The organism is Streptomyces sp. NBC_01478 (assembly GCF_036227225.1).
GTDB lineage: Bacteria > Actinomycetota > Actinomycetes > Streptomycetales > Streptomycetaceae > Streptomyces.
In genome coordinates this window covers 10094064-10107189 of the sequence record NZ_CP109444.1, presented here as the reverse complement: position 1 = coordinate 10107189, position 13126 = coordinate 10094064, and the positions used below count along the sequence as shown (strand labels likewise).

At 71.6% G+C, this 13126-nt stretch carries 13 protein-coding genes; 9 read left to right on the top strand and 4 right to left on the bottom strand.

Annotated features, from left to right (window positions below):
• Positions 1-13: 13 nt before the first annotated feature.
• Entirely contained in the window at positions 14-2092 is a 2079-nt protein-coding gene (locus OG223_RS45165) for an MDR family MFS transporter (protein ID WP_329262311.1), read from the top strand.
• Between the two features lie 60 nt (positions 2093-2152).
• Positions 2153-2617, top strand: a complete 465-nt coding sequence (locus OG223_RS45160) for a hypothetical protein (protein WP_329262309.1) — start codon at positions 2153-2155, stop codon at positions 2615-2617.
• On the opposite strand, the gene OG223_RS45155 is transcribed toward OG223_RS45160, so the two are convergent.
• Positions 2601-3371, bottom strand: coding sequence for a cobalt-precorrin-6A reductase (locus tag OG223_RS45155; protein ID WP_329262306.1), 771 nt, complete (start codon positions 3369-3371; stop codon positions 2601-2603). The genes OG223_RS45160 and OG223_RS45155 overlap by 17 nt on opposite strands.
• 54 nt (positions 3372-3425) lie before the next feature.
• The gene (locus OG223_RS45150) at positions 3426-4211 is read right to left on the bottom strand and encodes a sulfite exporter TauE/SafE family protein (protein ID WP_329262303.1); all 786 of its coding nucleotides are present in this window, start codon (positions 4209-4211) and stop codon (positions 3426-3428) included.
• A gap of 131 nt (positions 4212-4342) precedes the next feature.
• On the opposite strand from OG223_RS45150, the gene OG223_RS45145 reads away from it, so the two are divergent.
• Together OG223_RS45145 and OG223_RS45140 are read left to right on the top strand one after the other, a co-directional pair.
• A complete protein-coding gene (locus OG223_RS45145; protein ID WP_329262300.1) occupies positions 4343-5167 on the top strand; it encodes an alpha/beta hydrolase in 825 nt (274 codons plus the stop codon).
• Positions 5168-5257: 90 nt separating this feature from the next.
• Positions 5258-6070, top strand: a complete 813-nt coding sequence (locus OG223_RS45140) for an SAM-dependent methyltransferase (protein ID WP_329262297.1) — start codon at positions 5258-5260, stop codon at positions 6068-6070.
• A 28-nt stretch (positions 6071-6098) separates the two neighbouring features.
• Here OG223_RS45140 and OG223_RS45135 read toward each other — a convergent pair whose 3' ends face one another.
• Positions 6099-7274, bottom strand: a complete 1176-nt coding sequence (locus tag OG223_RS45135; RefSeq protein WP_329262293.1) for a sensor histidine kinase — start codon at positions 7272-7274, stop codon at positions 6099-6101.
• A gap of 153 nt (positions 7275-7427) precedes the next feature.
• Here OG223_RS45135 and OG223_RS45130 point away from each other — a divergent pair, with 153 nt between their 5' ends.
• Genes OG223_RS45130 through OG223_RS45115 form a run of 4 tightly spaced genes read left to right on the top strand, consistent with a single transcriptional unit; the run spans position 7428 to position 11266 of the window.
• The gene (locus tag OG223_RS45130) at positions 7428-7802 is read left to right on the top strand and encodes a DUF4333 domain-containing protein (RefSeq protein ID WP_329262290.1); all 375 of its coding nucleotides are present in this window, start codon (positions 7428-7430) and stop codon (positions 7800-7802) included.
• Positions 7799-8521: an ABC transporter ATP-binding protein gene (locus OG223_RS45125; protein WP_329262286.1), complete on the top strand. Its 723-nt coding sequence runs from the start codon at positions 7799-7801 to the stop codon at positions 8519-8521. Before OG223_RS45130 ends, OG223_RS45125 begins: the two co-directional genes overlap by 4 nt.
• A gap of 16 nt (positions 8522-8537) precedes the next feature.
• Positions 8538-10535, top strand: a complete 1998-nt coding sequence (locus OG223_RS45120; protein ID WP_329262283.1) for an ABC transporter permease — start codon at positions 8538-8540, stop codon at positions 10533-10535.
• A gap of 38 nt (positions 10536-10573) precedes the next feature.
• Positions 10574-11266, top strand: a complete 693-nt coding sequence (locus tag OG223_RS45115; protein WP_329262280.1) for a response regulator transcription factor — start codon at positions 10574-10576, stop codon at positions 11264-11266.
• Positions 11267-11270: 4 nt separating this feature from the next.
• Here the strand turns inward: OG223_RS45115 and OG223_RS45110 are convergent, their stop codons facing one another.
• On the bottom strand, positions 11271-11774 hold the full coding sequence (locus OG223_RS45110) for a MarR family winged helix-turn-helix transcriptional regulator (RefSeq protein ID WP_329262277.1): 504 nt from the start codon (positions 11772-11774) through the stop codon (positions 11271-11273).
• Between the two features lie 252 nt (positions 11775-12026).
• Here OG223_RS45110 and OG223_RS45105 point away from each other — a divergent pair, with 252 nt between their 5' ends.
• The gene (locus OG223_RS45105; protein WP_329262275.1) at positions 12027-13064 is read left to right on the top strand and encodes a zinc-dependent alcohol dehydrogenase; all 1038 of its coding nucleotides are present in this window, start codon (positions 12027-12029) and stop codon (positions 13062-13064) included.
• Positions 13065-13126 lie beyond the last annotated feature (62 nt).

The window sequence follows — 13126 nt, the reverse complement described above, 5'->3', positions numbered from 1 at the left end:
TGAAGGTGACCTCGTGACAGTCGCCGAGGAAACCTCGCTGCCTTCCGCGCAGCAGCCCCCCGTGCTGGACCCTCGCCGCCGCAACGTCGTCTTCGTGACGATCATGCTGGGCATGCTGCTGGCGGCCCTCGACCAGACCATCGTGGGCACGGCCCTGCCGACGATCGTGTCGGACCTGGGCGGTGCCGAGCACATGTCGTGGGTCGTCACCGCCTATCTGCTGGCGGAGACCGTGGCGACCGTACTGGTCGGCAAGTTCGGTGACCTGTTCGGCCGCAAGGTGGTCTTCCAGGTCTCGGCGATCGTGTTCATCACGGGCTCGTTCCTGTGCGGTCTCGCCACCAACATGACACTGCTGATCGCCTGGCGTGCGGTGCAGGGCATCGGCGCGGGCGGGCTGATGGTGACGGCGATGGCGCTGATCGCCGACGTCATCCCGCTGCGGGAGCGCGGCAAGTACCAGGGCGCGATCGGCGCGGTGTTCGGTGTGGCCACGGTCATCGGACCGCTGCTGGGCGGCCTGTTCACCGACCATCTGACCTGGCGCTGGGCGTTCTACGTCAACGTGCCCATCGCGATCGTCGTCGTCATCGCGGCGGCCCGCACCATCCCCGTGGTCAAGTCGGCGGTGCGGCCCGTCATCGACTACCTGGGCATCGCGCTCGTCGCGGTCGGCGCGAGCTCCCTGATCCTGGCGACGAGTTGGGGCGGCAACGAGTACGCGTGGGGCTCGGCGACGATCATCGTCCTGTTCGTGGGCGGCGCGATCGCGCTCGGCCTGTTCTGCTGGGTCGAGACCCGGGCCGAGCAACCCATGCTGCCCATGCGGCTGTTCGGCAACCCGGTGTTCACGGTCTGCTCGATCCTCAGCTTCATCGTCGGCTTCGCGATGCTCGGCGCGCTGACGTATCTGCCGACCTATCTCCAGTACGTCGACGGCGACTCGGCCACGGTCTCCGGGGTGCGGACGCTGCCCATGGTGATCGGGCTGCTGATCGCGTCCGTCTTCAGCGGCAACGTGGTCAGCAAGACCGGCCAGTACCGTCTCTTCCCGATCATCGGCTCCGCGGTGATGGGCGTCGGGCTGTATCTGATGTCCCTCATGGGTCCGGGCACCGGCGCGTTCCTGGAATCGGTGTACATGTTCGTGCTCGGCACCGGCATCGGGCTGTGCATGCAGGTGCTGACGATCGCCGTGCAGAACACCGTCGAGTACACCGACCTCGGCACCGCGACCTCGGGCGTCACCTTCTTCCGTACGCTGGGCAGTTCGTTCGGCACCGCCGTCTTCGGCACGATCTACGCCAACAGCCTGGCCCCCAACCTCAAGGACGGGATCACGTCCGCCGTGCGGACGAGCGCGCTGAACCCGGCCGTGATCACCAAGGCGGCGACCAGCCCCGAGGGCCTGCACAAGCTGCCGCACGCCGCCGCCGCGCCGATCATCAACGCGTACGCCGACACCATCCAGACGGTGTTCCGGTGGACGGTGCCGGTCGCGGTGATCGGCTTCGTCGTCGCCCTGTTCCTCAAGCAGGTCGAGCTGCGCGACAGCGCGCGGATGGGCTCCACGGACATGGGCGAGGGCTTCGCGTCACCGCGCGGCGGGGACTCGCAACGCCTCCTCGAAGCGGCCGTGAGCAAGGTCATCGGCAGCACGGACCTGGACACCGCGCGGCGGATCATCACGGACTCCGACACCCGGCTGGACATCGCCGGCGCGTGGGCAGTGATGCAGGTCGAACTGTTCACCAGGATGGTCGGCCACGCGAGCCTCGGTCTGATCGCCGCACGCCGGCACATGCCCCCGGAGGTGCTCCTCCCGGTCTTCGACCGCATGGTCGAGGAGGGCTATCTGACCCGCACCGGCTCTCTCCTGTCCCACACCGTGCCGGGCGAACGCGAGGCCGAGATCATCGGCAGGGCATGGGGCAACTGGCTGGAGGAGCGGGTCCAGCAGGACATCGGCCGCCCCTCCGGAACGGACCTGCGCGCCGCGGTCGACTCCATCGCCAAGCGGCTCCTGGTGGAGGACCTCAGCTCCGGACTGCCGCGCCGCCCGGCGGAGTTGGAGGGGAGCACCGCCTCCTGAAGACTCCGGTGCCCTGAAATCCGGGTGCCGGGCGAGCGCGCCGGTGGTCATACTCACGGCATGTCCCCCGCTCCCGTGCGCTTCCACGACCCGCGCGCCACCCGCTCCGACTTCGCGTCGTCGATGCTGGTGCGCTGCCCGCGCTGCGAGCGGATCGCCCACTTCGAGCGGCGCCCGTGCACGCCTCCGGACGCCGAGGGGAAGCGGTATCCGCACACCCGCCTGGTCTGCCGGTCCTGCGGCCTGTGCAGGATCGACACGGGCCCCTCTCCGTGCTCCCGGCCGCCCCTCTGGCTGCGAACCAGGACCAGACACGGGGAGTTGTGGGCGTACAACCTCCAACACCTCGACCTGATCCGGCGGTTCGTCGCCGCCGACCTGCGCGAACGCGCGCCCTGGTACGACACCGGGCAGAAGATGACGCTGGTCGCCCGGCTCCCGGCCTGGATGAAGTCCGCCAAGAACCGGGACGAGATGCTGCGCACGGTGGACCGGCTCCGGGCCACGGTCATCGCCCCGGGCTGAGCCCCAGCCGCTCCAGCCGACCCAGCCGCTCCAGCACCCCGGCGACATCGGGCACCGCGCTCACCCCGTCCGGCAACGGCGGTCGTCGTACGACCACGACCGGAACGCCCGCCGTCCGCGCGGCCGTGAGTTTCGCCGAGGTCGCCACTCCCCCGCTGTCCTTCGTCACGACCACGTCGATCCGGTGCTCGCGCAGCAGCGCCGTCTCGTCGGCCACGGTGAAGGGCCCGCGGGCGAGCAGCACTTCGACATCCGGCGGCATCGGGGGCTCGGGCGGCTCCACCGACCGTACGACGAAGTGCAATCGGGACAGATGGGCGAAGGCGGCGAGCCCGAGGCGGCCGGTGGTGAGCAGGACGCGGCGCCCGAGTGCGGGGAGCGCCTCGGCGGCCTCGGCCAGGTCCGCGACCGGGTGCCAGCGGTCACCGGGGCCGGGCTGCCAACCCGGCCGGCGCAGCACCACGACGGGCAGGCCGCTCGCCGCCGCGGCCCGCACCGCGTTCGCGGTGATCGACTCCGCGAAGGGGTGGGTGGCGTCGACGACGGCGTCCACGCGGTGCTCCCGCAACCACTCGGCCAGGCCCTCGGCTCCGCCGAACCCGCCGATCCGTACCTCTCCCGCCAGTGCCCCAGGCCGTGACACCCGCCCGGCGAGGGAGGTGGTCACCCGGATCTCGGGACGCCGTCGCGTCAGCTCGGCGGCGAGTTCACGTGCCTCGGTGGTGCCGCCGAGGATCAGGATGTGCGGGGACATGGGGCGAGCGTACGAGGTCACGGGGCGGAGGCGTCCGGGGAGTCGGCGGCGTCGTCAGCGCAGCAGCAGTTGCAGTCCGCCGATGATCGTCGCCGCGATCACGAGTTGCTCGAACAGTCGCTGGTTGATTCGGTTCACAGCCCATTTGCCGATGAACGCACCGGGCACGACGAATGCCGCGAGTGCCGCGTCAAGCAGGAGGGAGTGCCCGTCGATCAGGCCGAGGCCCACGCTGAAGGGCACTTTGGTCACGTTGACGATCAGGAAGAAGAACGCCGACGTGCCGAGGAAGCCCAGCTTCCGGAAGCCGGCGGAGAGCAGGTACATCGACATCACCGGGCCGCCGGCGTTGGCGACCATCGTGGTGAACCCGCCGAGCACGCCGTACGAGCCCGCCTTCGCCCGGCCGGACCTCGTGGTGACGGAGTCCGGCTCGTCACCGGCCCCGGCCCCCGTGTCCGCCTTGCGTCGGCGCCACAGGGTGACCCCGGCCATGAACAGCAGGATCGCCCCGATCGACGTCCGTACGACCGCGTCGTCGGCCCACACCAGGAACAGCGTCCCGATCACGACTCCCGCCGCGACCGCCGGGAACAGCCGCCACAGCGTGGGCCAGTGGGCGTGCCGCCGGTAGGTGAGGACGGCGAGGACATCGCCGACGATCAGGATCGGGAGCAGGACGCCGGTGGAGGCGCGGGCGGGCAGGACGGCCGCGAAGATCGCCAGGCTGACCGTGTTGGCCCCGCTCACGGCGGTCTTCGAGAAGCCGACGAGCAGGGCCGCGGCGGCGAGCGCGGCGAATTCCCAACCGGTTATGTGCCAGAGAGTCATCGTGTTCATGCGAGGACCGATGGTATGTCCTTACATCTGGCCGCGTAAGGAGTGTCTCGCCAGGTGGCCCCTGCCACGCCGGGACGGGCCACGGCCGTCGACGGATCATGGCCACCGATCGACGATGCTAGTTTCCGGCTGTGGACGACACCCGCGAACATGTCCTCCCCGGCACCCGGGGCACGCTCACCGCACACGAGTGGCCGCACGAGAACCCTCGCCACATCGCCCTCGTCGCGCACGGATACGGCGAACACCTCGGCCGGTACGCCGAGTTGGCCGCCGTACTGCTGGCGCACGGCGCGGCCGTCCTCGGTCCCGATCATCAGGGTCACGGCAGGTCGGCCGGTGAGCGTGTGCTGATCGAGGACTTCGAGGACGTGGTCACGGACCTGCACTCCGTGGCCGAGCTGGCACGTGCCACGCACCCGGGTGTCCCCATCGTCCTGATCGGCCATTCCATGGGCGGCCTGATCGCGGCCCGTTTCGCGCAGCGGTACGGCGAGGAGTTGGCCGCGCTCGTGCTGTCCGGGCCGGTGATCGGCGGCTGGGAGCTGCCGGGCCGGCTGCTCACCCTCGACGAGATCCCCGACCTCCCGATCAGCCCGGCCGCGCTCTCCCGCGACCCGGGCGTCGGTACGGCGTACGCGGCGGATCCGCTGGTCTGGCACGGTCCAATGAAGCGGCCGACGCTGGAGGCCTTCGCCACAACCCTGGGGACCGTCACCGAGTCGGGCGACATCGGCGGACTTCCCCTGCTCTGGCTCCACGGCGCCGACGACCGGCTCGTCCCGCTCGCCGGCAGCCGAGTCGGCGTGGAGCGGTTGAGCGGCGGCGAGTTGACCGAGCACGTGTATCCGGGCGCCCGGCACGAGGTGTTCCACGAGACGAACCGGGCGGAGGTCTTCGCGGACCTGATCCGTTTCCTGGACGGGGTGTCGAACCGCGCCACCCGGTCAGCATGAGCGTGCCAAACTTCTCGCACAGCCCGCGCGGATCGTCGTACAGAACTCGTGGCGGTCGTCGTAGTGCGCAGTCGAGCAGAGGAGCCTCGCGTGACCGGGACAGAGCCGGCCGTCCAGCGGATCGACACATCGAAGCCGCATCCGGCGCGGGTGTACGACTGGTTCCTCGGCGGCAAGGACAACTACCCGGTCGACGAGCAACTCGCCAGACACATCACGGCACTTGACCCCGGCGCCCCGCGGACCGCACGCGCCAACCGCTGGTTCATGCAGCGGGCGACGCGGATGCTCGCCGGGCAGTCGGGCATCCGTCAGTTCCTGGACGTCGGCACCGGCATACCGACCGCGCCCAACCTCCACCAGATCGCCCAGTCCACGGCGCCGGACGCGCGGATCGTGTACGTCGACAACGACCCGATCGTCCTCGCCCATGCCGCGGCGCTGCTGCACAGCACCCCCGAGGGTGCGACGGAGTACATCCAGGCCGACGCCCGCGAACCGCTCACCATCCTCCAACAGGCGGCCCGCGTCCTGGACTTCGAGCGTCCGATCGCGCTGTCCCTCATCGCCCTGCTGCACTTCATCCCGGACGAGGACGGCGCCCACGAGCTGGTGGGCACCCTCGTCGACGCGCTGGCGCCGGGCAGTTGCCTCGTGCTGTCCGCGATGACGGCCGACCTCGAACCGGAGAAGGTGGAGCGTGGCATCGCCGCCTACGCGGCGGGCGGGGTGACGCTGGTCGCCCGCACACACGCCGAAGTGAGCAGCCTCTTCAAGGGACTTGAGCCGATGGACCCCGGCATCGTGTCCGTCTCCGAGTGGCATCCCGAACTCGCGGAGGGCGAGACGCCGCTCGGCGAGGGACCGATCTCGTTGTACGGCGGGATCGGCTTCAAGGTCTGACGAGGCATCCGAGTCACACCCCCGCTCCTCAGAACCGCCCCACCGGAAACACCGCCCGCACCTCCCAGCCCCCCGCCTCCCCCGGCCCCGCGCGCGGACCGGCCCGGAGTTCACCGCCGAGCGCCGTCACCCGTTCCGTGAGGCCGACGAGACCGAAGCCTCCGCCGTGCGCGGCCGGCGGGAGCTGGGTGCCGCCGTGGCCGTCGTCGGTGACCGTGACCTCCAGGCGGCGGCCGGCGCGGCGCAGGCCCACGGTGACCTCGGCGGCGTCGGCCGCGTGGCGTCGTACGTTCGTCAGGGCTTCCTGTACGACCCGGAAGGCGGCGGCCTGCACCTCGTGCGGGAGGTCGTCGGGCAGGGTGGGGTCGCGGCGCAGGGTGACCTTCTGGGCGGCGCTCGCGAAACCGTCGACGAGCTCCGCGACGGCCGCCAGGTCACCGACGGGGCGGCGGTCGGCCGCGTCCGGTCCCGCGTCGCGCAGGACGCCGACCGTGCGGCGCATGGACGCCAGGGCCTCGGTCGAGGCGCGTTCGATGGCCGCCAGGACCGGGTCGAGGTCTTCCGGCCGGCTGGTCGCCATCATGCGGGCCACCTGGGTCTGCACGAGGATCCCGGTGACGTGGTGGGCGACGAAGTCGTGCAGGTCGGCGGCGATGGCGAAGCGTTCGGCGCGCCGGGTCTCGGTAACCGCGACGGTACGGCGGTAGTCGAGCGAGCGCAGATAACCGGCCAGCCCGGCGGTGCTGCCGAGCAGTACCAGACCAAGGGCCGTGACGAGGTACAGGCTGTCGTCGGTCACCGAGTGGAAGTAGCGCGCCGGCAGGGCGAGCAGCGCGAGACCGTCCAGGACACCGCACACCACGGCCCAGCGCTGCGGGCAGTGCCGTACGGCGATGAAGGTCAGGGTGAGCAGGAGCATGATCTCGCCGGGGCCGAACGGCTCCGACCGCCCGGCGAGGATCGCGCCCGCGCTGTACGCCAGCGAGAGGGCGGCGGGCACGGCGGTGCGCACCTGTGGGGTCAACCACGGCGGGCGCCGGGCGACGGGCCACAGAACGGCGGCCAGACCGGTGAGGAGCACCACGACCGCGGGCCAGGTCGCGTCGCCGGTGGCGGTCGTGAAGCTCAGGTCGTAGACCGCGAACCCGAGCAGGGCGCCCACGGCGAGCCCCCGTGCGCAGCCCCGGCCGGTGACGGATTTCATGCTGGTCACGGTATGCGAGGCTCGGTGGGACGGGATCGGCCGAACGGTCGAGTGGGCGTGCCGCGAACCCTGGCCGTTCGGCCGAGGCGGGCGCGGGTCCGGGCTGGCGAGAGTGGGACCACTTCCTCCTCTCCGACCCTTCAGGAGTACGTGATGCAGTCCACCAGGTTCGTCATCGGGGTGATCGGCGGCGCGGCGGCCGCGGTCGCCCTCGGGGCGCTCGGCACCCATCTGCTCTCCGGCACGCAGTCCACCACCGAACTCGACGCGCACACCACGGTGTCGGTCGACGGCCACAAGGCGCTGTCGGCGGACATCGTCGCGGGCCGGGCGCAGAGCAGGTACCACCCGCTGCCCTGGGTCGGCGACAAGGTCTCCGGTGTCACCTGCCCCACGGGTCTGAAGGCCGTCGCCGGAGCCACCGTCACCTGCACGGGCCGGAAGAGCGACGGTTCGACCGTCCGCATTCCCGTCCACGTGGTGAAGGCCTCGGCCGACTCCGTCACGTGGAAGTTCGACCGCTCATGAGCGCCGTCCTGGCCGGTGTCGGCCTCACCAAGACATACGGCTCCACCACGGCCCTCGCGGGCGTCGACGTGGAGGTCGGCGCCGGCGACTCCCTCGCGATCATGGGCCCTTCGGGCTCCGGCAAGTCCACCCTCCTGCACACGCTCGCCGGGATCATCCGCCCCGACGGCGGCCAGGTGCTGCTGCGCGGCGAGCGAAGCGAGATGGGGGTCCCCCCGGCCGAAGGCTGGGGGCGTATCGACGACCTGGGCGAGAACCGGCTCAGCGCGCTGCGCCGCAAGCGGTTCGGGTTCGTCTTCCAGTCCGGCCAGTTGCTCCCCGAACTGCCCGCCGAGGAGAACGTCGCCCTTCCGCTGATGCTGGAGGGTGTGCCCCGCGCGCAGGCGGTGGAGCGCGCCCGGCGCTGGTTCGCACCGCTCGGTCTGGACGGTCTGGAGCGGCGCCGCCCGGGGCAGTTGTCCGGTGGGCAGGCCCAACGGGTCGCCATCGCCCGCGCGTTGGCCGTGGCGCCGGACGTGGTCTTCGCCGACGAGCCGACCGGCGCCCTGGACCAGGCGACCAGCACGGAGGTCGTACGTCTCCTCACGTCGGTGACGCGTGAACAGGGTGCCGCCCTGGTGATGGTCACGCACGACGCCGATGTGGCCGCCCACTGCGACCGGATCCTCCAGGTCCGCGACGGCCGGATCACCAACTACACCCAGTTCACCGCCAGTTGAGCCCCCGGAGCCCTCGATGCGTTCCCCCGTCCTGCCCCTGACCTGGCACCTCGCGAAGTCCTCCGGCCGTCGCGGCCTGCAGAGCCAACTCCTCGCCGCCACAGCGGCCGCCGTAGGCTCTCTCGTCCTTCTCATCCTGCTCGCCGCCTACTTCGGCGCGGGCGCCCGCGCCGACCGCACCGCCTGGCGCACCCCCGACGCGGACCGCCACGGCACCGCGATCCAGGCCCTCACCACGACCTACGTCCGCGACGAGCCGATCACGGTCGTCTCCCTCGCCCAACTCCCCGACCACAGACCGACACCCGCACCACCCGGCCTGAACACCTTCCCGAAGCAAGGCGAGTTGTACGTCTCCCCCGCCCTCGCCAAGCTCCTCGACGACCTCCCCTCCTCCCAACTGGCCGCCCGTTTCCCGAAGTCGACGCCCTACGGCACGATCGGCGCCGCCGGACTGGCCTCGCCCGACGAGCTCGTGGCCGTCGTCGGCCGGGCGCCCGCGGACCCCGCGGTCTCCAAGTCGGCCGGGCGGTACGGGCTTTACGACCAGGGGCTGACCGAGCGCGCGGTGGTCTCCGGGTTCTCCGGTACGCGGCGCAGCGTGTTCACGGTCGACGACCAGGGCGCGGTCCTGCTCGGCGTGGGTCTTCTGGTCGTCCCCGTGATCGTGCTGGCCTCGGCGGCCGGACGGCTCGGTGCGGCCCGGCGGGAACAGCGGCTGGCCGCGCTGCGTCTCGCCGGTGCGACTCCCCTGCAGATCCTCGCGATGACCGGCGTGGAGGCGGCGGCGGTGGGCGCGGCCGGTGCCCTGACGGGTGCGGTGGCCTACGGGGCGCTGCTGCCCGCGCTCGCCGGGATCCCGTACGGCATCGGAACCTGGTACACGGGGCAGTTGTGGGTGGGTCTGCCGTGGGTTGCGGCGGTCGTGGTGGGCGTGGGCGCGCTGATCGCGGTGAGCGCGATGTCGATGCTGCGCCGGGTGGCGTCCGCGCCGCTCGGGGTCGCCCAGCAGTCCGATCCGCGCCGCACCCGGCTGATCCGGCTCGTCCTGTTCGTGCTGATACTGGTCTACATCCGGATGAGCACGGGCGGCGGCACCCTGAAGCCGGGGACGCTGGTCGCGCTGATGGTGCTGTTCTACGGCGGTTTCTGGATGTTCGGGCCGTGGGTCGTGGACCGACTGGGCCGGATCGCGGGCCGCTTCGCCCGTCGCCCGGCGACCCTGCTGGCCGCGCGCCGGCTCAGCGACGATCCGCGCGGTGCGTGGCGGACGGTGAGCGGTCTGGTGCTGGCGGGGTTCGTCGCCGGGTTCTTCAGCGTCGGCCAGCTCGGCATCGTCGGCTTCGACCAGCGGGGCCAGGTCGCCGTACCCACCGCGAACGCCACCGCCGCCCGGCACGCGGTCGGCGAGGCCCGCACACTGCTACGCGCGGCGGGGGTCGCGGCGACCGTCGGCACGACCGACGACGACTTCCTCCTCGGCGGCAGCGACGGCCTGGTCGCGCAGGTCTCCGGCGGTCCGGCCGCCGTCGACACGGCCGTCACCGCTCTCCAGCCGCTCGGCGCGGGCCGACTGCCGTACACCGGTACCTACGCGCAGGCGCAGGACGCCGCCGTCACCGACCGCCTGGCCCAACTCGGCACCGCCACACTGGCGTTGAGCTTCCTCGTGGCCACGGCCTCGGCGGGTCTGACCGCCGCCGCGAACGTCCTGGACCGGCGCCGCACGTACGGACTGCTCCGGCTGTCCGGCACCCCGCTGAAGGTGTTGGACCGGGCCAGGGTCCGCGAGACGGTCCTCCCCCTGCTCGTCCTGGCCGGCGGCACGACCGCGACCGGCCTGTACGCCGCCGTCCAGGTCGACAAGGCGGCCGGCAGCACGATCAGCACCTCCGGCGCCGTACAACTGGCCGTCTGCGTAAGCCTCGGCGCCCTCGCCCTGTTCACCGCGATCGGTGCGAGCCGCCCGCTGCTGCGCGCGGTCACCGCGGACCCGTCCCGGGCGACGGAGTGACACCGGCCATCCCTCTCCCGCTGAGGCATGATCGATCCATGACCGTCCCCGCCACGCCCATCCGTGTGCTGATCGCCGACGACCAGGAGATGGTCCGTACCGGTTTCCGGTTCTTCCTGGACGCACAGCCCGACATCACCGTGGTCGCCGAGGCCGCCGACGGCGAGGAGGCCGTGGCGCTGGCCCGGCGGGAGCGGCCCGATGTGTGTCTGCTGGACATCCGGATGCCGAAGCTGGACGGTCTGGCGGCGACGCGGTTGCTCGCGGGGCCCGATGTGGCCGATCCGCTGCGGGTGGTCGTGGTGACGACCTTCGACCTGGACGAGTACGTGTACGGTGCGCTGCGCGGCGGCGCGTGCGGGTTCCTGCTGAAGGACTCGGGACCGATCCTGCTGGCGGAGGCGGTCCGGGCGGCGGCGGCCGGTGACTCGCTGGTCTCCCCCTCGGTCACCGTCCGCCTGCTCAAGCACCTCACCGGCACGACGGCCGGCACGCCCGAGCCGGCCCGGCCCGCACCGGCGCTCCGCGATCCGCTCACCGAGCGCGAGGCAGAGGTCGTCCGGCTGGTCGCCCTGGGCCGCACCAACGCCGAGATCGCCGCCGAGCTGTACGTCTCGCTGTCCACGGTGAAGACGCATCTCTCCAGCGTCCAACTGAGACTCGGCGCGCGGAACCGCGTCGAGATCGCGGCCTGGGCCTGGCAGCACGGTCAGGTGCGGCCGGGTTCCTGAGCCGTCAGGCGGTCGTGCCGACGTCCACGGCCGTCTCCGCATGGGTGACGAAGTCGTCGACCAGCCGGTGGAAGAGGGCCGCGAGATGCCGCAGGTCCTCGGAGGACCAGTGGACCAGCGCCATCTCGATGCCGCGGCGGCTCGCCTCGCGGATGCGGTGGACGGCGGCCAGACCGCTGTCGGTGAGCTGGACGCGCTGGGCGCGGCCGTCGTCGGGGTCCGGGATCCGGACCACATGGCCGAGCTGCTCCAACTGCCGTAGCTGGCGCGTGACATGGGACGCCTCCACGGACATCCGGACCGCCAGGACGCCGGGGCGCAGCGGTTCGCTCTCGGAGATGTACCGGAGGATCGCCACGGCGGCCCGGTCCAGCGGCAGCCCGGCCAGCGCCATCAGACGCTCGTGCTGCCGGGCCCGCCCTGCCAGGTAGGCGATACGGGTGAGGACCCGCTCGATCTCGGCTACGTCCTCCGGAACGGACGCTGTCACGGGTGGCGGTGTGGACATGCGTCCACCGTAACAGCTACTTGCCTGAGTTAAGCAAGGTCGAAACGATTGCTTGACTTAAGTAACGCATTTATGGTTGCCTAACTCAAGCAAGTCCAGAGCTGGGGTCACCGAAGCGGAGGTGTCCCCGTCGCGCCGTACGCCGTGGGGACGGAGTATGGCGCCGTCACCGGTCCCGGCGGTCGGAGCACTCCCCCCGTCCGCCGCCGGGGCCGGTGACACCCCTCACGCACATGGAAAGCGAGTCCCCTCATGGCCACGATGCAGTCCGTCCAGACCGGCGCCGTAGACAAGATCGACGTGGTGGACGTCGAGCGTCCGGTGCCCGGGCCGAAGGACGCCCTCATGAAGATCCGCGCCTGCGGGATCTGCGGCACCGACACCTTCTTCCTGCACATCGGCGGCGGCCCCTTCGGAGCGGGCGGCGCCATGGTCCCGGTCCCCCTCGGCCACGAGCCGGCCGGCGAGATCGTCGAGGTCGGCGCGGAGGTCGACGGGCTGAAGGCCGGGGACCGGGTGGTCGTCAACCCGCAGGGCGCGCCCTCCGGGATCATCGGCTGCGGCGGCAAGCACGGGGCCATGAGCGACTACCTCCTGCTGGAGGACTGCGAGGTCGGCAAGAGCGTCACCGTCTTCCCCGACACCGTGCCGTTCGACGTCGCCGCGCTCAACGAGCCGATGGCGGTGGCCCGGCACGCCGTCAACCGTTCGGAGGCGAAGCCCGGCGACAAGGTCGTCATCTTCGGTGCCGGGCCCATCGGTCTGGGCGCGGCGATCTGGCTGAAGCTGCGCGGGGTCGAGCACGTCGTCGTCGCGGACGTCATCGCCTCCCGCCTGGAGACCGCGCTCGCCGTCGGCGCGGACGCCGTGATCAACTCCGCCGAGGAGGACGTCACCGCCCGGCTGACCGAGCTGCACGGCCAGGCCGCCAACGCGCTCGGCCAGCCCCGCCCCGGCACCGACATCTACATCGACGCCGCCGGTGTCGCCGCGGTCGTCAACACCACGGTCGACTCCGCGAAGTGGGGCGCCAAGCTGGTGATGGTCGCCGTACAGAAGAAGGGCGCCGACATCGACCTCGGCGGGATGCTGCGCAGCGAGCTGACGCTGATCGCCTCGCAGGGCTACCCCACCGAGATCTTCGAGGTCACGCGGGAGATCGTCGAGCACCACGAGCGGTTCGCCAAGCTGATCAGTCACCGAGTGCCCTTCGGCGAGGTCGAGCACGCCTTCGAGCTCGCGCTGACGCCGGGCGCGGCGGAGAAGATCGTCGTCACCTTCGACGAGTAGCCGCGACCGCCCACCGGTTCCCGCCATCGCTGCGGGAACCGGTGGGCGGCCGGCCGTCTCGG

Bases quoted from the DNA above. Each gene is read 5' to 3' on its own strand.
- OG223_RS45160 (WP_329262309.1), top strand. From the start codon at position 2,153: ATGTCCCCCGCTCCCGTGCGCTTCCACGACCCGCGCGCCACCCGCTCC.
- OG223_RS45155 (WP_329262306.1), bottom strand. From the start codon at position 3,371: ATGTCCCCGCACATCCTGATCCTCGGCGGCACCACCGAGGCACGTGAA.
- OG223_RS45150 (WP_329262303.1), bottom strand. From the start codon at position 4,211: ATGAACACGATGACTCTCTGGCACATAACCGGTTGGGAATTCGCCGCG.
- OG223_RS45135 (WP_329262293.1), bottom strand. From the start codon at position 7,274: ATGAAATCCGTCACCGGCCGGGGCTGCGCACGGGGGCTCGCCGTGGGC.
- OG223_RS45130 (WP_329262290.1), top strand. From the start codon at position 7,428: ATGCAGTCCACCAGGTTCGTCATCGGGGTGATCGGCGGCGCGGCGGCC.
- OG223_RS45125 (WP_329262286.1), top strand. From the start codon at position 7,799: ATGAGCGCCGTCCTGGCCGGTGTCGGCCTCACCAAGACATACGGCTCC.
- OG223_RS45120 (WP_329262283.1), top strand. From the start codon at position 8,538: ATGCGTTCCCCCGTCCTGCCCCTGACCTGGCACCTCGCGAAGTCCTCC.
- OG223_RS45115 (WP_329262280.1), top strand. From the start codon at position 10,574: ATGACCGTCCCCGCCACGCCCATCCGTGTGCTGATCGCCGACGACCAG.
- OG223_RS45110 (WP_329262277.1), bottom strand. From the start codon at position 11,774: ATGTCCACACCGCCACCCGTGACAGCGTCCGTTCCGGAGGACGTAGCC.
- OG223_RS45105 (WP_329262275.1), top strand. From the start codon at position 12,027: ATGGCCACGATGCAGTCCGTCCAGACCGGCGCCGTAGACAAGATCGAC.